Source organism: Sphaerotilus natans, assembly GCF_900156335.1.
Classification (GTDB): Bacteria; Pseudomonadota; Gammaproteobacteria; order Burkholderiales; family Burkholderiaceae_C; genus Sphaerotilus; species Sphaerotilus natans.
Window position 1 is genome coordinate 1 of sequence record NZ_FTMZ01000024.1, and the last position, 16,367, is coordinate 16,367.

Sequence of the window (16,367 nt, forward strand, 5' to 3'; positions counted from 1 at the left end):
TGGGTGCTGGACATGACCTTCTCCGAAGACGACTGTCGCATCCGCGTGGGCGACGGGGCCGAGAACTTCGCCATCCTCAGACGCATGAGCCTGAACCTGCTCAAGCAGGAAAAATCCAGGAAGACCAGTCTCAACATCAAGCGCCAGAAGGCCGCCTGGAGCCCGAAGTATCTGGAGACCGTGCTCGGCATCAGCCCGAAGTAGGGGATCGGGCTTCATGCAATCGCCCTGACCCTTGACGGAGCCATGCTCCGATACACGCCTCTGGGAGGATTCAATGATCCGTTTGAAGGTCGCCCAGAAATCACCGATCTAAACACACGAGAGGAAAAAATAGAAATAATATCAACCGTATTCCCTGAAGAAGCAAAAAAAATTTACGACCAAATTCCTGAGCAAGACAAGAAAAATCTGAGCTTCCAAGATTTCGTCTTTCTCACAGAAAAACTCATGGAGGCGAATGGCATTGACATCCTCAAAGAAACAGAAAAAGCCGTACCTGCCATGAAAGACATGTTTCACAAAAAATTTGACGAACATGTTGGCACCCTATGTTTGTCTGAAGTTCCAGACAGCATATTGATGTGGTCACACTATGGATCCAGCCACACAGGATTTGTCATTGGTTTTAATGCACACCACCCCCATTTCCACGAAAGACGATCGCCCGACGATGAACTCAGACATCTCAGGCGTGTTCTTTATCGGGATGCTCGACCAAGCGCTCGCCTCAGCGAAATGGATTGGACTGATCTTGTTTTAACGAAAAGTTCGCACTGGTCCTACGAGCGAGAATGGCGAATAATGCGAGATCTCGCTGACGCAAAATCAGTAATACCATGCAAACCTTTCCCGGTTCATTTATTTAAATTCCCAAGAGACGCAATAACAAGCATCATATTAGGCGCACGAGCCACAGATGAGACTGAAAAATCCATAATATCGATCCTACAATCCAACGAACAATACAGATCAACAATATTGAAGCGTGCAATACCAAATGACTCGCATTTCCTGCTAAATATAATGCCGACGTAAATAGAATTACGCACATCGAAAAATTTTCAACACGAGCTCCATCACCTCTCCCTCGCATGATTCTTCGTATACCGCGGTAGCTCCACCGTCAGCGCCGGGCCCTTGACCTTGACGCAGCAGGACAGGCGCGACTGGGCGTCCAGGCCCCAGGCGTCGTCGAGCTGGTCTTCTTCCTCGTCGTCCGGCGGGGCGACGGATTCGGCGCCGGCGCGCAGGTGGACGTGGCAGGTCGCGCAGGCGCAGACCTTCTCGCAGGCGTGCTCGATGGCGATGCCGTGCTCGAGCATCACGTCGACGAGCTTGCGGCCGGACGGGGCGTCGAAGACGAGGCCGTCCGGGCACAGGTCGGGGTGCGGCAGCACGGTGATCCGGGTCGGGGGCTTGGGCTGGGCGGACATGGTCAGGCTCCGGGGTGCGGGGGGAGGAAAGAGAAAACGAACGGCGTCATCCTCGCGAAGGCGAGGAGCCACGGGGGGATGGGGCGTGCGTGGGTGCCCGCCTGCGCGGGCATGACGGGGAGGCGTGGCGCGCGAGGGCCCCGTGCGCGGGCATGACGGAGAGGCGGCCTGGGGTCAGGCGGCCATCTGCTCGATGGTGCGGCCGGAGAGGACTTCGCGGACGCGGGCGTCCATGCGGCGGCCGGCGAAAGGGGTGGTGACCTGGTTGAGCGCCTCGGTGGCGTCGCGCAGCAGCTCGCGCAGCGACTTCTGCTCGGCCGGCGTCGTGCCCTCGCTCTCGGCGCACTGCTCCAGCGCGTCGGCCACGTCCTGCATCGCGCGCAGGATCAGGAACTGCTCCTTGGGCAGCAGCAGCGTGTCGCCGTCCTCGCGCAGCGCCACCTCGGTGGCGTCGAGCAGCCGGCGCGCGTCGATCTCGGCCTCGCGCAGCAGGCGCGCCGCGGCGTCGGCCTCGACATTGCCCAGCGCCGCCTTCAGCATGCCGGCGACCTGCTCGGTGCCCAGGCCGTGGCTGGGCTTGACCTCGATGTGCGCACGCACGCCCGAGGTCTGCTCGACCGCGCTGACGCTCAGCAGCCCGTCGGCGTCGATCTGGAAGGTCACGCGGATGCGCGCCGCACCGGCCACCATCGGCGGAATGCCGCGCAGCGTGAAGCGCGCCAGCGAGCGGCACTCGTCGACCAGCTCGCGCTCGCCCTGCACGATGTGCAGGCTCATCGCGGTCTGGCCGTCCTTGAAGGTGGTGAAGTCCTGCGCGCGCGCCGTCGGCACGGTGGAGTTGCGCGGGATGATCTTCTCGACCAGCCCGCCCATCGTCTCCAGCCCCAGCGACAGCGGATTGACGTCGAGCAGCAGCAGGCCGTCGGCGCCGCGATTGCCGGCGAGCTGGTCGGCCTGGATCGCCGCGCCCAGCGCCACCGCCTGGTCCGGATCGATGCCGGTGAAGGGCGCGCGGCCGAAATGCGCCGCCACCGCCGCGCGCACCGCCGGCATGCGCGTGGCGCCGCCCACCAGCACGATGCCGTCGACATCGTCGGGCTTGAGCCGCGCGTCGCGCAGCGCGCGGCGCACCGGCATCATCGTGCGCTCGACCAGCGTGCGCGTCAGCGCATCGAACAGCTCGCGGGTCACGCGCAGCATCTCGTGCACGCCGTCGGCGCGGGTGCAGTGCATCGCCACCGCCTCGGCGTCGGTCAGCGCCTCCTTGGCGCGACGCGCCGCCGCCAGCAGCGCGGTCTGCTCGGCCGGCGTCCAGCCGCCGGTCTCGTGCGCGAACCAGCTCGCCAGCACATGGTCGAAGTCGTCGCCGCCCAGGATCGGGTCGCCCGCGGTGGCGATCACCTCGAACACGCCGCGCGCGAGCTTCAGGATGCTGACGTCGAAGGTGCCGCCGCCCAGGTCGTAGACGACATAGCAGCCCTCGCTGGCCGACTCCAGCCCGTAGGCCACCGCGGCGGCCGTCGGCTCGTTGAGCAGGCGCAGCACGTTCAGGCCGGCAGCCTGCGCCGCGTCCTTGGTGGCCTGGCGCTGCGCGTCGTCGAAATACGCCGGCACGGTGATGACCGCGCCGACCAGCTCGCCGCCCAGGCTCGCCTCGGCGCGGCCGCGCAGGCTGCGCAGCACCTCGGCGCCGATCTCCACCGGGCTCACCAGGCCGGCGCGGGTGCGCACGCCCACCGCGCTGTCGCCCAGCGTCTCGACCGCATACGGCACCGTGCCCGGCGCGATGTCGGCCGGCGAGCGCCCGATCAGGCGCTTGGCCGAGGCAATGGTGTTGAAGGGATCCTGCAGCGCCATCGCGCGCGCCGCGTCGCCGACCCGACGGCTGCCGTCCTGCGCGAAATGCACGACGGACGGCAGCAGCAGCCGCCCGTCCTCGTCGCCGAGCACCACCGGCACGCCGCTGCGCATCGTCGCGACCAGCGAATTCGTCGTGCCGAGATCGATGCCCACCGCGAGGCGGTGCTGGTGCGGGGCGGCGGCCAGGCCGGGTTCGGCGATCTGCAGCAGGGCCATGTCGGGGCTCCTCGGAAGCGGGGGTCGGACGGACGAACAGGCGGGAATAAGCGAGGGGCGGCAGGCGGGCGCGGCCGACGCGCCCGCCCGCTCAGACGGCGAAGGACTCGCCGCAGCCGCAGGTCGCGGTCGCGTTCGGGTTGTGGAACTTGAAGCCCTCGTTCAGGCCCTCGCGGACCCAGTCGAGCTCGGTGCCGTCGAGCATCGGCAGGCTCTGCGCGTCGACCAGCAGCGTCACGCCCTCGCAGGGGAAGCTCAGGTCGTCGGGCAGCGCCGTGTCGGCGAACTCCAGCGCGTAGGCGTAGCCCGAGCAGCCGCTGGTGCGCACCGCCACGCGCAGGCCCACGCCGCCGCCGCGCTTGTCCAGCGCCTGGCGGATCTTGCCGGCGGCCTTCGGGGTCACGGTGATCGTCATGCGCCTTCTCCCCTCAGACCGCGAAGCTGCTGCCGCAGCCGCAGGTGCTCGCGGCGTTGGGGTTGCGGATCACGAAGCGCGCGCCGTCGAGCTTGTCCTCGAAGTCGATCTCGGCGCCCATCAGGTACTGCAGGCTCATCGCGTCGACCACCACGGTGACCGGGCCCTTCTCGACGCGCACGTCGTCGGCCTTCTTCTCGTCGTCGAAGGCGAAGCCGTACTGGAAGCCCGAGCAGCCGCCACCGGTGACGAAGACACGCAGCTGCAGCGAGGGATCACCCTCCTCGGCCAGCATCTCGGCGACCTTGCCGACGACCGCGTCGGTCACGACGATCGGATCGACGCCTTCGGGCAGCACCGGCATGACCGGCGGGGCGCTCATCGACGGGGTGCTGCAGGACGAGCCCTGGGACTGGCATGCGGACATGGTTCGCTCCTTGGGGGAAAGAAGGGAGAAGTCGGGAAAGAGACGGGGCGGGCTGGCGGGTCGGCTCAGTGCGCGGCCGGCACGACCGGCGCGCAGGCGACGCCCTCGGGCGTGGGCGTGGCGCGCTGGCGGTAGTCGCTGACCGCCGCCTTGATCGCGTCCTCGGCGAGGATCGAGCAGTGGATCTTGACCGGCGGCAGCGCCAGCTCCTCGGCGATCTGGGTGTTCTTGATCGACAGCGCCTGGTCGAGCGTCTTGCCCTTGACCCATTCGGTGACCAGCGAGCTCGACGCGATCGCCGAGCCGCAGCCGTAGGTCTTGAAGCGCGCGTCCTCGATGACGCCGGTGGCCGGATTGACCTTGATCTGCAGCTTCATCACGTCGCCGCAGGCCGGCGCGCCGACCATGCCGGTGCCGACGTCGCCGTCCGCCGCCTCGAAGCCGCCGACGTTGCGCGGGTTCTCGTAGTGGTCGATGACCTTGTCGCTGTATGCCATGACGAACTCCTGTGGCTCGGTGTGTCTTGTCTGTGCGGTGTCTGTGCGGTTGCGTGCGCGCGGCGCGGCCTCAGTGCTCGGCCCACTGCACCGTCGAGAGGTCGACACCGGCGACGTGCATGTCCCACAGCGGACTCAGCGCACGCAGCCGCTCGACGGTGTGGCGGGTCTTGGCGATGGCGGCGTCGATCTCGGCCTCGGTGGTGAAGCGCCCGACCGAGAAGCGGATCGAGCTGTGCGCGACCTCGTCGGGCAGGCCCAGCGCGCGCAGCACGTAGCTCGGCTCCAGGCTGGCCGAGGTGCAGGCCGAGCCGGAGGACACCGCGATGCCGCTCATGCCCATCAGCAGCGACTCGCCCTCGACGAAGGTGAAGCTGATGTTGAGGTTGTGCGGCACGCGCTGCTCGAGGCTGCCGTTGACGCGGATCTCCGGGATCTGGCCCAGGCCGGCGAGCAGCCGGTCGCGCAGCGCGCGGATGCGCTCGTTCTCGCGGCCCATGTGCTCGGCGGCGAGCCGGTAGGCCTCGCCCATGCCGACGATCTGGTGCGTGGCCAGCGTGCCCGAGCGCATGCCGCGCTCGTGGCCGCCGCCGTGCATCTGCGCCTCGATGCGGATGCGCGGCTTGCGGCGCACGTAGAGGGCCCCGATGCCCTTCGGGCCGTAGGTCTTGTGCGCCGACAGGCTCATCAGGTCGATCGGCAGCTCGGCCAGGTCGATGGCGACCTTGCCGGTGGCCTGCGCCGCATCGACGTGGAAGATCACGCCCTTCTCGCGGCAGATGCGGCCCAGCGTCGCCACGTCCTGGACGACGCCGATCTCGTTGTTGACGAACATCACCGACGCCAGGATGGTGTCGGGCCGGATCGCCGCGCGGAAGGCCTCCACGTCGACCAGGCCGTCGTCGCGGACGTCCATGCAGGTGACCTCGAAGCCGTGGCGCTCGAGCTCGCGCATCGTGTCGAGCACCGCCTTGTGCTCGGTCTTCACGGTGATCAGGTGCTTGCCGCGGCCCTGGTAGAACTGCGCCGCGCCCTTGATCGCGAGGTTGTTCGACTCGGTCGCGCCCGAGGTCCAGACGATCTCGCGCGGGTCGGCGCCGATCAGCGCGGCCACCCGCTCCCGGGCGATCTCGACGGCCTCCTCCGCCGCCCAGCCGAAGGCGTGGCTGCGCGAGGCCGGGTTGCCGAACTGCTCGTACAGGTAAGGCACCATCGCCTGCACGACCCGGGGATCGACCGGCGTGGTCGCGGCGTAGTCGAGGTAGATCGGCTTGCTCAGGCTGGCGTCCATCGTCGGGGCTCCGGAAGGTGCGGGGGTTCTCGGTTGACAGCCTCTGCGCTGCATGGAGCGTGCCAGCCGGCCGGAGCCGCGCGGCCTGTCTGATCCAGCGCAAAAACTTCCGACGCATCAATCACTTGCGTGATTCCGCCGCACGGCGGGCGGGCGCTGTCGCGAAGCTGCCGGGGCATGTCGGCTTTGTCGTCAATGCGACGCGCAGACATGGCCCTTCGCACCCGCGGCCTGTCCGCTGCGGCAGGAGGCCATCCAGTCAGCCGTGGCACGACACTAGACTCGTGCCCATGAGCACACCGGATCTTCCCCCTGCCCCGTCGCTGACCGGCCGGCTGACGCTGCAGACGCCGCTGGGCGCGGTGCTGAGCGAATCGCGCATCCGGCTGCTGGAGGCGATCGACCGCTGCGGCTCGCTCAACCGCGCCGCGCGCGAGGTGCCGCTGTCGTACAAGGCCGCCTGGGAGGCGCTGGACACGATGAACCGGCTCGCGCCCGAGCCGCTGGTCGAGCGCTTCACCGGCGGGCGCGGCGGCGGCGGCACGCGGCTGACCGGCTACGCGCGCCAGCTCATCCGGCTGCACCGCGCGATGGAGAGCTCGCAGCAGGACATTCTCGACCGCATCGGCCCGGTGCCGGACGACGCCGACGCGCCGACGCTGCGCGCGCTGATCCGCCGCCTGGGCATGCGCACCAGCGCGCGCAACCAGTTCGCCACCCGGGTGACGGCGCTGAGCGACCGCGGCGGCCTGGTCGACGTGCGGCTGCAGCTCGACGACCCGGAGGCCGGCCTCGGCGGCAGCACCGGCCCGACGCTGCTGGCGACGATCACGCCGGAATCGGCCGAGCTGCTCGGCCTGGCGCCGGGTCGCGAGGTCTGGGCGCTGGTCAAGGCGCCGGCGGTGAAGCTGGTCGCGCAGCCGGCGCGGCGCCCGCCGCCGGGCCGCAACCAGCTGGCCGGCCGCGTCGTGCAGCTGCGTCCCGGCACGACCCGCACCGCGGTCACGCTGGATCTCGGCGGCGGCGAGTCCCTCCACGCCGCGGTGGAGCCGGACGCCGCCACGGCGCTGCAGCCTGGCGATGCCGCCTGGGCGGCGTTCGACGGCGATCAGGTGGTGCTGCTGACCTTCGGCTGAGGGGCGCGGCGGCCCGGCCAACGGCGCCTCAGCGCGTTTCCAGCAGCGCCACCGACTTGACCTGGACCCACAGCCGCTGCCCCGGCACCACGCCGAGCTGGTCGGCCGAGCGCCGCGTCAGCCGCGCCAGCAGCAGCGCCGCGCCCACCCGCACCTGCACCAGCGCCAGCGCCGGATGATCGTCCGCGCCGACCGCCTCGACCACGCCGGGCAGCTGGTTCTGGATGCTGCTGGCCCCCGGCTGCGCGGCCAGGCTGACATCGCGCGCCAGCACCCGCACCCGCACCCGCTGGCCGAGGGGCAGGCCCGGATCACGGGCCCAGAGGCTGCCGCCGTCAAAGTCGGCGCGCGCCAGATGCCAGCGGGTGTCGACCTCACCGATCGTCGCGTCGAGCACCGCGCCGGCCTGCTCGCCCAGGCGCAGCGGCAGATCGAGCCGCACCAGCAGTTCCTGCAGCGGCCCGTGCGCCAGCACGCGCCCCGCCTCGAGCGCCACCAGGTGGTCGGCCAGCCGCGCCACCTCGTCCGGCGCATGGGTGACATAGAGCACCGGGATGTCGAGCTCCTCGCGCAGCCGCTCCAGGTAGGGCAGGATCTCCTGGCGGCGCGCCAGGTCCAGCGCCGACAGCGGCTCGTCCATCAGCAGCAGGCGTGGCCCCAGCGCCAGCGCCCGGGCGATGCCGACGCGCTGGCGCTCGCCGCCCGACAGCCGCTCCGGACGGCGCTCGAGCAGATGCCCGATGCCCAGCAGCGCGACCGCCTGCTCCAGCCGCGCCGGATCGGCGCCTGAGCCCAGCCGCTTCAGGCCATAGCGCAGATTGCCCAGCACGCTCAGGTGATCGAACAGGCTGGCCTCCTGGAAGACATAGCCGATCGGCCGACGGTGTACCGGCAGCCCCTGCGCCCCGTCTTGCCAGACCTCGCCGTCGACCACCAGTCGGCCCTGCGGCGCACGCTCCAGCCCTGCCACGCAGCGCAGCAGCGTGGTCTTGCCCGACCCGGAGGGGCCGGACAGCACCGTGAACCCGCGCCCAGGCAGCCGCAGGTCGACATCGAGCGAGAAACCCGGCCAGTCGACCCGGAAGCGGGCCTCGATCAGCGGGGGCGCCATGTCAGCCTCTCCTCTTCGCGCCCGGGCGCCAGAGCTGCATCGCCAGCAGCACCAGGAAGGAAAACGCCACCATCGCCGCCGACAGGCGGTGCGCCTGGGCGTATTCCATCGCCTCGACATGGTCGTAGATCTGCACCGAAACCACCCGGGTCTCGCCCGGCAGGTTGCCGCCGATCATCAGCACCACGCCGAATTCGCCCACCGTGTGCGCGAAGGTCAGGACCGAGGCGGTCAGGAAGCCCGGCGCGGCCAGCGGCACGACCACGGTGAAGAAGGCATCCAGCGGCGAGGCCCGCAGCGTCGCGGCCACCTCCAGCGGGCGGTCGCCGATCGCCTCGAAGGCGCTCTGCAGCGGCTGCACCATGAAGGGCAGCGAATAGAACACCGACGCGATCACCAGCCCCTCGAAGGTGAAGGGCAGCGGCCCGAGGCCCAGCTCGCGCACGAACTGCCCCACCGGCCCGGCCGGCCCCATCGCCAGCAGCAGGTAGAAGCCCAGCACCGTCGGCGGCAGCACCAGCGGCAGCGCCACCAGCGCGGCGACCGGCCCCTTCCAGGCCGAGCGGGTGCGCGCCAGCCACCAGGCCAGCGGCGTGCCGAGCAGCAGCAGCAACGCCGTCACGATCGCGGCCAGGCGCAGCGTCAGCCCCAGCGCCTGCAGGTCATCAGCGCTCAGCATGCCCGGCCTCAGAACTCGTAGCCGTAGGCGCGGATGACGCGGCGCGCAGCGTCCGACTTCAGATAGGCGATCACGGCCTCGGCCGCCGCATTGCCCTGGCCACGGCGCAGCAGCACCGCATCCTGGCGCAGCGGCGCGTGCAGCGTGGCCGGCACCAGCCACTGCGAGCCGCCGGCCACGAACTGGCCATCCTTCCAGACCTGCGACAGCGCGACGAAGCCCAGCTCGGCATTGCCGGTGGCCACGAACTGCCAGGCTTGCGTGATGCTGTCGCCGCGCACGATCTTCGGCGCCAGCGTGGCCTGCACGCCCAGGCGCGCCATCACCTCGACCGCCGCTGCGCCGTAGGGCGCCACCTTCGGATTGGCGATGGCCAGGCGTGCGAATTCGCCACGCCGCAGCACCGTGCCCTGGGCGTCGACCCGGCCCGGCTGCGCGCTCCACAGCACCAGACGGCCGATGGCGTAGGTGAAGCGGGTCTGCGGCTGCGCCAGACCCTCCTGTTCCAGCCGGGCCGGCGTCTCGTCGTCGGAGGACAGCAGCACGTCGAAGGGTGCGCCGTTGCGGATCTGCGCGTAGAACTTGCCCACCGCGCCGTGGGTGAGCACCAGCCGGTGGCCGGTGGCCTGCTCGAACTCCGGCGCGAGGCGCGCCATCGGTGCGGTGAAGTTGGCGGCCACGGCCACGGTGGCCTCGCCAGCGTGGGCGATCTGGGCCGCCTGGGCGGTCCACAGGCCGACCAGCACGGCCAGCCCCATCAGGATGCGCGACGCAATCATCGGAAGCCTTCTCACGTTATGTTGTCGACACTATAGCGATTGAAGAAAAAAACCGCCCGCCTTGAACATCGGCACGGAAGACAAGCACTCACGCTTCAGGACCGAAACAGAGCGCATGGTCGCTGCAGACCGCGCAGCTCGGCGCGCGGCAGGCCTGGATCTCGGCGCGCTCGCACAGCTGCTTGTAGAAGAATTTCTTCCACTTCATGTCGCCGGTGTTCTTCGCTGCAAGCGCCGGGAACCAGCGCCGCAGCAGCGCACCAAGCTCAGCGCGGCTGGCCAGCTGCAGGTCCTGCCACAGGTGGTCGTCGCCCAGGCAGGCCAGCGCGACGATGCCGGCGACCTCGGCGCGGTCGGCGCTCGAGCCGACACCGGGATCGGCATGCTCGAGCAGCAGGCGGCTCACCTCCTCGATCTCGTCGGCGCGCAGCGCCTGGCGGCGCAGCAGCTCCGGCGTCGGCACGAACAGCAGCAGCGGTCGGTCACCCATGGCTCAGACCTCGACCGCGCCGTGCGTGTAGCACTTCTTCGGGCAGATCTTCGAGCAGGCGGTGCAACCGATGCACAGCTCGCCCTTGGCGATGGTCATGACCTTCTTCTCGTACGCCTCGTCATCGTCGTCGTCGAGATCGACGCTGATGCGCTCGCCGTCCTCGGTCAGGCCGACAAGCTCGAGCACGCCGCGCGGACAGACCTTGAAGCAGCGCCCGCAGCCGATGCACTTGGCCTCGTCGAGCGACTGCACGAACTGCGGCGTCCAGGTGGCGCCGCTCGGAAGGGTGACGGAATAGGTGCTCATGATGTGGCGGCCTGGGCGTCGGCCAGCGACTGGCGCGCCGCGATCAGCGCGGCGTGGGCGTCGTGGGCGGTTCGGGCGACATCGAGGATCCTTTCCCAGTTCGTGGGCAGCTCCTCGGACAGATCGTGCAGGTCCATCTTGGCCTGCGTGGCCTTGGCGTTGAGCTTCTTCACCTCGGCCTTCAGCGCGGTGACGGTGTCGATGTCAGCCATAGGTGGCCACCTCGCGGTACTTCTCGACCATGCCGACGCCTTCGGCAACGAGCTTGTTGCCCGCCTCGGCCAGCTTGGCCAGCGACGCGTAGCCGAAGCGGTGCACGTCGCGCAGGTAGCGGTTGACGACGATGAGCCGGCCGGTGGTCAGCACGCAGCGGCCGAAGCCCTCGTGGCTCATCTTCATCATCGGGCTGACCATGCAGCCGGTGGCGCGCTCGATGCACAGGCCGATGGCGTTGTGGAACAGGTCAAGGCGCCAGAGCGTCTCAGGGTCCGGGTCGCCCATGATCGGCATGGCCTTGCGCTGCTCGGCGGTGATGACGTAGGGCGCCAGGATGGTCAGGTCGCTCTTGCCTTCCCAGGTGCCGTGGGTGTCCTGGGCGCGCAGCTGCTTGACTAGCTCGCGGATGAAGGTGTCCTGCAGCCAGTCCTCGTCGGGAATGGCGGCGGCAATGGCGGCGGGCTTGTCGGCCACCAGGGTGGTGGCGGTGGTGGTGCTCGTGCTCATGACTTGTTCACTTCCTCGTCGTCCTCGAAATCGAAGCTGCGCGCCTGCCCCTTCATCAGCGCCTTGCGCAGCCACGGCGGCGGGGTGCCCTTGAGGACGTCCTGCAGCTTGTCGAGGATGTCCAGAATGGGCTCGGGCTGGGTGACCTTGACCGGGTGGATCTTCGAGGCGACGACCCGCGCCGCCGCCGAGCCGCCGATCGCGGCGACGTAGACGATCGCGCAGTCGTGGATCGCGGCCAGCTTCGGCGCGAGCTTGTCCTCGTTGCCGTCCTCGGCGAGGTCCTCGCCGAAGCCGAAGTCCTCGACGAAGTGGTAGCCCCCGGGTCCGATCTCGTAGACCGCGAGGTGCTTGGCCCAGCCGAAGTGCGCGTCGACGCGCTGCTGGTCCTGGGTGGCGAAGGCGATCTTCATCGCGGGACTCCTTGCGTCAGGGTCAGGGGAAGGCGGACAAACCGGCGGAAAGGCTCCAGGCCCTCTCAGGCGCTGGCCTCGGCGACCGGGTCGGCGGCCGGCGACGTGCGCTGTCGCCGCGGGATGCGCGCTGGCAGGTGCGCCTCGGCCGGCGGGCCGCCGACCTGCGCCACCGCCGCCAGCGAGGCCGCCGGCAGCGGCCAATCGCCCGGGCCGTGATGGGCGATCTGGTCCATCAGCAGGTTGCCGACCGCGTAGACGAAGCTGCGCGTGCCGCGGTAGCCGACATGCACGACATGCGCATTGCCGATGCGGTCGAACATCGGGATGCCGAGGCGGAACAGCGGCCGGCCCAGCCGCACGGCCGCCTGGCGGCCGTGCGAGTGCGTCATCAGCAGGTCGGCGTCGGCGGCCTGCGCCAGGCGCTCCAGGTCCTCCAGGTCGCCGATCAGCACCTCGCCGGCGGGCATCTTCGCCAGCAGCGGCGAATGCGTCGTCGTCACGCAGGCCACCAGCTCGGCGCCCATCTCGACCAGGAAGCTGCCGGCTGACCACAGCAGGTCCGGCTCGGCGCCGAGCGCGATGCGCACGTTGCCGAAGTGGAAATGGCCGTCGAGCATCGCGTCGACCAGCTGGCTGCGCTGGCGGCGCAGCTTCGCCGGCACCGGCCGACCGGACAGGCGCGCCAGCTCGACGATCAGCGCGTCGGTCGCCGCCAGCCCGGTCAGGCGGTCGAACAGCGTGAACGGCACGCCGCACTGCGTCTGCAGCCGCTCGGCGGCCGGACGCATCTGCTCGCCGAAGGCCAGGCAGTGCTGCGCCGAGCCCAGCGCGCGCAGCTGCCGCAGCGGCGTGCCGCCCAGCGTGGTGCCGAGCCAGTCCTCGGGAATGTGGCCGTCGAGCGAGCCGGCCACGTCGGGCACGACCCAGGGCTCCAGCCCGAAGGACTCGACGATCTCGCGCAGCTCCTCGACGTCGCCGGGCGAGAGGTGGCAGCCTGGAAGCAGCGCGACACGCCCCGGCACGGTGGCCACGCCCGGCTCGGCCAGCGTGCGCACGATCGCCTCGACCGCGCGGGCCCAGCCGTCCTGGAAGGCGCCGACATAGTCGGGCGTGCCGACATAGACCAGCGCGGTGTCGCCGAGCGCCTCGGCGTGCTTCTGGCGGATCAGCCTCAGGTAGCCCTCGACGTCGTCGCCCTTGGTCTCGGTCAGGCCGGTCGAGCAGATCGCGATCACCTGCGGCTTCGTGCGGCTGCGGATGTTGAGCACCGCCTTCTCGACGTTGTCGAAGCCGCCCATGATGGTGGTGGCCTCGTTCATCGCGGTGGTCTGCAGCGGGATCGCCTCCTTGAAGTGGCGCACCAGCAGCACCAGGCCGAACGAGGTGCAGCCCTGCGAGCCGTGCATGACCGGCATGCAGCTCTCCAGCCCCATGAAGGCGTAGCTGGCGCCGAGCGGCTGGCTCATCTTCAGCGGATTGACCGCGCAGGACTTCTTCGATTCGGTGACGAGGGCCATGAAGGACTCCGATCGCTGCGTTGCCCCCTCGTCAACGCAGGATCGGTGCCAGCGCCTCCGCGCCCCCGGCGGACAGAAGAAATGTCTTTCCCGACAAGGACTTGGACGATCAGAGCGGGATGTCCCGGCGCGCGGCGCCGATTGGCGGGTTTGGCACAAAAGCGCCGAAGCCGCTGACCGGGAAGGCCAGCGCCAGCCGCTCGACCGCGCCGTCGATCAGCGCGTCCGGCGTGGCGCCGTAGCCCAGCACCAGGCCCTGCTCCGGCGTCCCTGCGGCGGCGGCCGGCGCCAGCCGGAAGCGCCCCAGCGGCTGCGCGGCCACGCCCAGCGCCTGCGCGCGCGCCGCCACGCCGGCCTCGTCTGGCGCCCCCGTCCAGGCCAGCAGCAGGTGCAGGCCGGCGTCGCCGCCACGGACCGTCAGCCGCAGCGCTGGCGGCGCATGCGCCAGCAGATGGCGCTGCAGCGCCTCGCGCAGCCTGTCGCGGCGGCCGGCGTAGAGCGCGCGCATCCGGCGCAGGTGCACGGTGTGGCGCCCCCGCTCGATGAAGTCGGCCAGCGCGCGCTGCTCGATGCCCTGCCCGGGGCGGGTCAGCCGGCCGGCGGCGCGGGCGAAGTCGGCCGCCAGCGCCACCGGCACCACCAGCGCCCCCAGGCGCAGCGTCGGCAGCAGCGTCTTCGAGAAGGTCAGCGCATGCACCACCGGCGCATCGGGCTGCAGCGCGGCCAGCGCCGGCACGGGCGCCCCGGCACGGCGGAACTCGCTCTCGTAGTCGTCCTCGACGATCCAGGCGCCGGCGGCGCGGGCGCGCTCAAGCAGCGCCAGCCGGCGCGCCAGCGGCATGACCGCGCCGGTCGGGAACTGGTGCGCGGGCGTCACGAAGATCAGCCGCGGCGGGTGCCGGACCCAGTCCGCCTCGGACGGCGCCAGCCCGTCGGCATCGACCGGCACCGGATGCACCCGCAGCCCGGCCAGCGCGAAGGCGGTGCGCGCGCCGCCGTAGCCGGGGTCCTCGACCCAGGCGGTGTCGCCCTCGTCGGCCAGCAGCCGCGCACACAGGTCCAGCGCGCCCTGCGTGCCGGAGGTGACCACCACCTGCTCCGGCGCCAGCGCCATGCCGCTGCGCCCGGACAGCCAGCCCGCCAGCGCCGTGCGCAGCGCCGGCTCGCCACCCGGCGGCGCGTAGCCGAGCTGGCGGGCGCCCGCCTGGCGCCAGGCGCGGTCCAGGCTGGCACGCCAGGCGCGCAGCGGAAAGGACGCCAGATCCGGCACGCCCAGCGCCAGCGGCAGCAGCGACAGGTCGGCCGCGCCGCGCCCGGCCTCGGCCAGCGCCTGCTCGGCCCGACGCGACAGGCCCGGACCGGCCGGCGCAGCCTCCAGCGCCACGCCAGCCACCGGCAGCGCCGCGACCCGGGTGCCGTGGCGGTCGGCCTGCAGATAGCCCTCGGCCTGCAGCTGCGCATAGGCATGCAGCACGGTGTTGCGCGCCACGCCGAGTGAGGCCGCCAGCGCCCGGCTGGCCGGCAGCCGCGCGCCCGCCCGCAACACACCGCGCAGGATCAGGCCGCGCAGGTGCTCGTGCAGCGCCTGCTGGCGTGGCAGGCCCAGCGGCCAGCGCAGATCGGACACGGTGGACACGTCGGACAGATCGATAGACATCGGTGGCTCCATGAATGCACGCCCCGGTGGATCTCGTCATGGAGCCACCAGGCGCCTATCGTGCCATCGCGAACCGAATTGCGAACCCAAATCCGATCCTGCTGGAGTCTCCCGCCCATGGCCACCCCGAATGCTGCCCCGTCCGAACGCACCCGCGTGCGCCGCCTGCCCGAGCGCGCCCGCTACGACGCCGAGACCCTCGCGGCGATCGTCGACGCGGCCTGGATCGCCCATGTCGCCTTCCCGCTCGACGGCGGCGTGCACAGCATCCCGACCGCCGTCTGGCGCGAGGGCGATCACCTCTACATCCACGGCGCCAAGGCCTCGCGCATGCTCAAGGCGCTGACCGAGACCGAGTGCTGCGTCAGCCTTGCCCTGCTCGACGGCCTGGTGCTGGCACGCTCGGCCTTCCACCACTCGATGAACTTCCGCTCGGTGGTGGTCTACGGCCGTTTCGAGCTCGTGACCGAGCCGGCGCACAAGGCCGCCGCGCTGGCGGCCTTCACCGATCGCGTCTCGCCGGGCCGCTGGGCCACGCTGCGGCCGATGACCGACAAGGAGATGGGCGCCACCACGGTGCTGCGGCTGTCGCTGGCCGAGGCCTCGGCCAAGGTGCGCACCGGCGGCCCCAAGGACGACGACGAGGACCTCGCCTGGCCGACCTGGGCCGGCGTGCTGCCGCTGTCGCTGCAGGCCGGCGCGCCGCAGGCCGAGCCCGACAGCGCGGTCGCCCTGCCCCCGCCGCTGCCGACCAGCCTGGCGCCGTCGGCCGGCTGACCCTCGCCACACGGCCAGCCGCCCCGCTGCCGACAGGGAGGTGCGGACCGGGCGATGATCCTTGCCTCGTCGTCCACCTGCCCTGCCCGACCATGTCCGCCTCCCGCGCCTCCCTCGATCCCTCCGAACTCGACGCCGTGCCGCTGCAGCGGCTCGACGGCCGCGCCGCCACGCTGGGCGACTTCGCCGGCCAGGCGCTGCTGATCGTCAACGTCGCCAGCCGCTGCGGCTTCACGCCGCAGTACGACGGGCTGGAGGCGCTGCACCGGCGCTGGCAGGCGCGCGGCTTCGCGGTGCTGGGCTTTCCGTGCAACCAGTTCGGCCAGCAGGAGCCGGGCGACGCCGCCGAGATCGCCTCGTTCTGCCGGCTCTCGCACGACGTGAGCTTTCCGATGTTCGCCAAGATCGAGGTCAACGGGCCGGGCACGCATCCGCTCTACCGCCATCTGAAGCAGGCTGCGCCCGGCCTGCTCGGCACCGAGGCGATCAAGTGGAACTTCACCAAGTTCCTGCTCGACGCCCGGCACCAGGTCGTGCGCCGCTTCGCGCCGACCGACACGCCGCAGTCGCTGCAGGCCCACATCGAGCCGCTGCTGCCGCGCCCGGCCTGATGGCCGCCCGGGATGGGTGC

21 protein-coding genes are annotated in these 16,367 nt (G+C 70.5%); 5 read left to right on the plus strand and 16 right to left on the minus strand.

Annotated elements, in window-relative coordinates; translation table 11 throughout:
• On the plus strand, positions 1-204 hold a 204-nt coding region (locus BW996_RS17645), incomplete at its 5' end, for a transposase (RefSeq protein ID WP_375136226.1).
• 42 nt (positions 205-246) lie between these two features.
• Entirely contained in the window at positions 247-1,038 is a 792-nt protein-coding gene (locus BW996_RS21105; protein WP_083701067.1) for a DUF2971 domain-containing protein, read from the plus strand.
• A gap of 41 nt (positions 1,039-1,079) precedes the next feature.
• On the opposite strand, the gene fdx is transcribed toward BW996_RS21105, so the two are convergent.
• The 6 genes from fdx to BW996_RS17685 form a co-directional block, all read right to left on the minus strand.
• Complete coding sequence (gene fdx / locus BW996_RS17660) at positions 1,080-1,436, minus strand: ISC system 2Fe-2S type ferredoxin (protein ID WP_037484739.1); 357 nt, start codon at positions 1,434-1,436, stop codon at positions 1,080-1,082.
• Positions 1,437-1,610: 174 nt separating this feature from the next.
• Entirely contained in the window at positions 1,611-3,512 is a 1,902-nt protein-coding gene (gene hscA / locus BW996_RS17665; RefSeq protein WP_037484742.1) for a Fe-S protein assembly chaperone HscA, read from the minus strand.
• A gap of 91 nt (positions 3,513-3,603) precedes the next feature.
• Complete coding sequence (locus BW996_RS17670) at positions 3,604-3,927, minus strand: HesB/IscA family protein (protein WP_037484744.1); 324 nt, start codon at positions 3,925-3,927, stop codon at positions 3,604-3,606.
• Positions 3,928-3,940: 13 nt separating this feature from the next.
• Positions 3,941-4,291, minus strand: coding sequence for an iron-sulfur cluster insertion protein ErpA (gene erpA, locus BW996_RS17675; RefSeq protein WP_037484746.1), 351 nt, complete (start codon positions 4,289-4,291; stop codon positions 3,941-3,943).
• A 128-nt stretch (positions 4,292-4,419) separates the two neighbouring features.
• Positions 4,420-4,851 (minus strand): Fe-S cluster assembly scaffold IscU, encoded by a 432-nt coding sequence (iscU, locus tag BW996_RS17680; protein WP_037484748.1) that lies wholly within the window; start codon positions 4,849-4,851, stop codon positions 4,420-4,422.
• Between the two features lie 70 nt (positions 4,852-4,921).
• Positions 4,922-6,142 carry an IscS subfamily cysteine desulfurase gene (locus BW996_RS17685; RefSeq protein WP_037484749.1) on the minus strand — a complete coding sequence of 407 codons (1,221 nt, stop codon included), beginning with the start codon at positions 6,140-6,142 and terminating at the stop codon, positions 4,922-4,924.
• Positions 6,143-6,432: 290 nt separating this feature from the next.
• Between BW996_RS17685 and BW996_RS17690 the strand changes: the two genes are divergently transcribed.
• On the plus strand, positions 6,433-7,278 hold the full coding sequence (locus BW996_RS17690; RefSeq protein ID WP_051632206.1) for a TOBE domain-containing protein: 846 nt from the start codon (positions 6,433-6,435) through the stop codon (positions 7,276-7,278).
• 28 nt (positions 7,279-7,306) lie between these two features.
• On the opposite strand, the gene modC is transcribed toward BW996_RS17690, so the two are convergent.
• From modC to pdxR, 10 genes are all read right to left on the minus strand, one after another.
• On the minus strand, positions 7,307-8,389 hold the full coding sequence (gene modC, locus BW996_RS17695) for a molybdenum ABC transporter ATP-binding protein (protein ID WP_037484751.1): 1,083 nt from the start codon (positions 8,387-8,389) through the stop codon (positions 7,307-7,309).
• A 1-nt stretch (position 8,390) separates the two neighbouring features.
• Positions 8,391-9,068 (minus strand): molybdate ABC transporter permease subunit, encoded by a 678-nt coding sequence (gene modB, locus BW996_RS17700; protein ID WP_037484753.1) that lies wholly within the window; start codon positions 9,066-9,068, stop codon positions 8,391-8,393.
• An 8-nt stretch (positions 9,069-9,076) separates the two neighbouring features.
• Positions 9,077-9,847 (minus strand): molybdate ABC transporter substrate-binding protein, encoded by a 771-nt coding sequence (gene modA, locus BW996_RS17705; RefSeq protein WP_081838261.1) that lies wholly within the window; start codon positions 9,845-9,847, stop codon positions 9,077-9,079.
• An 88-nt stretch (positions 9,848-9,935) separates the two neighbouring features.
• The gene (locus tag BW996_RS17710) at positions 9,936-10,337 is read right to left on the minus strand and encodes a nitrogen fixation protein NifQ (RefSeq protein WP_037484755.1); all 402 of its coding nucleotides are present in this window, start codon (positions 10,335-10,337) and stop codon (positions 9,936-9,938) included.
• A 3-nt stretch (positions 10,338-10,340) separates the two neighbouring features.
• Complete coding sequence (gene fdxB, locus BW996_RS17715) at positions 10,341-10,646, minus strand: ferredoxin III, nif-specific (RefSeq protein ID WP_037484757.1); 306 nt, start codon at positions 10,644-10,646, stop codon at positions 10,341-10,343.
• Complete coding sequence (locus tag BW996_RS17720) at positions 10,643-10,858, minus strand: CCE_0567 family metalloprotein (protein ID WP_037484758.1); 216 nt, start codon at positions 10,856-10,858, stop codon at positions 10,643-10,645. The genes fdxB and BW996_RS17720 overlap by 4 nt, the downstream gene beginning before the upstream one ends.
• Positions 10,851-11,369: a NifX-associated nitrogen fixation protein gene (locus BW996_RS17725; protein ID WP_081838262.1), complete on the minus strand. Its 519-nt coding sequence runs from the start codon at positions 11,367-11,369 to the stop codon at positions 10,851-10,853. Before BW996_RS17725 ends, BW996_RS17720 begins: the two co-directional genes overlap by 8 nt.
• A complete protein-coding gene (nifX, locus tag BW996_RS17730; protein WP_037484760.1) occupies positions 11,366-11,782 on the minus strand; it encodes a nitrogen fixation protein NifX in 417 nt (138 codons plus the stop codon). The genes BW996_RS17725 and nifX overlap by 4 nt, the downstream gene beginning before the upstream one ends.
• Positions 11,783-11,847: 65 nt before the next feature.
• Positions 11,848-13,302, minus strand: a complete 1,455-nt coding sequence (gene nifN, locus BW996_RS17735; protein WP_037484762.1) for a nitrogenase iron-molybdenum cofactor biosynthesis protein NifN — start codon at positions 13,300-13,302, stop codon at positions 11,848-11,850.
• A gap of 109 nt (positions 13,303-13,411) precedes the next feature.
• Entirely contained in the window at positions 13,412-14,959 is a 1,548-nt protein-coding gene (gene pdxR / locus BW996_RS17740; protein ID WP_076459032.1) for a MocR-like pyridoxine biosynthesis transcription factor PdxR, read from the minus strand.
• 117 nt (positions 14,960-15,076) lie between these two features.
• Between pdxR and BW996_RS17745 the strand changes: the two genes are divergently transcribed.
• Positions 15,077-15,736 (plus strand): pyridoxamine 5'-phosphate oxidase family protein, encoded by a 660-nt coding sequence (locus tag BW996_RS17745; protein ID WP_037486217.1) that lies wholly within the window; start codon positions 15,077-15,079, stop codon positions 15,734-15,736.
• 92 nt (positions 15,737-15,828) lie between these two features.
• Positions 15,829-16,347, plus strand: a complete 519-nt coding sequence (locus BW996_RS17750; protein WP_051632336.1) for a glutathione peroxidase — start codon at positions 15,829-15,831, stop codon at positions 16,345-16,347.
• The last annotated feature ends 20 nt before the right edge of the window (positions 16,348-16,367 follow it).

What these genes read in the sequence shown, in the direction of transcription:
- fdxB (WP_037484757.1), bottom strand. Translation starts at nt 10,646, where the DNA reads ATGAGCACCTATTCCGTCACCCTTCCGAGCGGCGCCACCTGGACGCCG.
- BW996_RS17685 (WP_037484749.1), bottom strand. Translation starts at nt 6,142, where the DNA reads ATGGACGCCAGCCTGAGCAAGCCGATCTACCTCGACTACGCCGCGACC.
- BW996_RS17710 (WP_037484755.1), bottom strand. Translation starts at nt 10,337, where the DNA reads ATGGGTGACCGACCGCTGCTGCTGTTCGTGCCGACGCCGGAGCTGCTG.
- BW996_RS17720 (WP_037484758.1), bottom strand. Translation starts at nt 10,858, where the DNA reads ATGGCTGACATCGACACCGTCACCGCGCTGAAGGCCGAGGTGAAGAAG.
- BW996_RS17690 (WP_051632206.1), top strand. Translation starts at nt 6,433, where the DNA reads ATGAGCACACCGGATCTTCCCCCTGCCCCGTCGCTGACCGGCCGGCTG.
- modA (WP_081838261.1), bottom strand. Translation starts at nt 9,847, where the DNA reads ATGATTGCGTCGCGCATCCTGATGGGGCTGGCCGTGCTGGTCGGCCTG.
- BW996_RS17750 (WP_051632336.1), top strand. Translation starts at nt 15,829, where the DNA reads ATGTCCGCCTCCCGCGCCTCCCTCGATCCCTCCGAACTCGACGCCGTG.
- BW996_RS17745 (WP_037486217.1), top strand. Translation starts at nt 15,077, where the DNA reads ATGGCCACCCCGAATGCTGCCCCGTCCGAACGCACCCGCGTGCGCCGC.
- nifN (WP_037484762.1), bottom strand. Translation starts at nt 13,302, where the DNA reads ATGGCCCTCGTCACCGAATCGAAGAAGTCCTGCGCGGTCAATCCGCTG.
- iscU (WP_037484748.1), bottom strand. Translation starts at nt 4,851, where the DNA reads ATGGCATACAGCGACAAGGTCATCGACCACTACGAGAACCCGCGCAAC.
- fdx (WP_037484739.1), bottom strand. Translation starts at nt 1,436, where the DNA reads ATGTCCGCCCAGCCCAAGCCCCCGACCCGGATCACCGTGCTGCCGCAC.
- BW996_RS17670 (WP_037484744.1), bottom strand. Translation starts at nt 3,927, where the DNA reads ATGACGATCACCGTGACCCCGAAGGCCGCCGGCAAGATCCGCCAGGCG.
- modB (WP_037484753.1), bottom strand. Translation starts at nt 9,068, where the DNA reads ATGCTGAGCGCTGATGACCTGCAGGCGCTGGGGCTGACGCTGCGCCTG.
- nifX (WP_037484760.1), bottom strand. Translation starts at nt 11,782, where the DNA reads ATGAAGATCGCCTTCGCCACCCAGGACCAGCAGCGCGTCGACGCGCAC.
- BW996_RS17725 (WP_081838262.1), bottom strand. Translation starts at nt 11,369, where the DNA reads ATGAGCACGAGCACCACCACCGCCACCACCCTGGTGGCCGACAAGCCC.
- erpA (WP_037484746.1), bottom strand. Translation starts at nt 4,291, where the DNA reads ATGCCGGTGCTGCCCGAAGGCGTCGATCCGATCGTCGTGACCGACGCG.
- modC (WP_037484751.1), bottom strand. Translation starts at nt 8,389, where the DNA reads ATGGCGCCCCCGCTGATCGAGGCCCGCTTCCGGGTCGACTGGCCGGGT.
- hscA (WP_037484742.1), bottom strand. Translation starts at nt 3,512, where the DNA reads ATGGCCCTGCTGCAGATCGCCGAACCCGGCCTGGCCGCCGCCCCGCAC.
- BW996_RS21105 (WP_083701067.1), top strand. Translation starts at nt 247, where the DNA reads ATGCTCCGATACACGCCTCTGGGAGGATTCAATGATCCGTTTGAAGGT.
- pdxR (WP_076459032.1), bottom strand. Translation starts at nt 14,959, where the DNA reads ATGTCTATCGATCTGTCCGACGTGTCCACCGTGTCCGATCTGCGCTGG.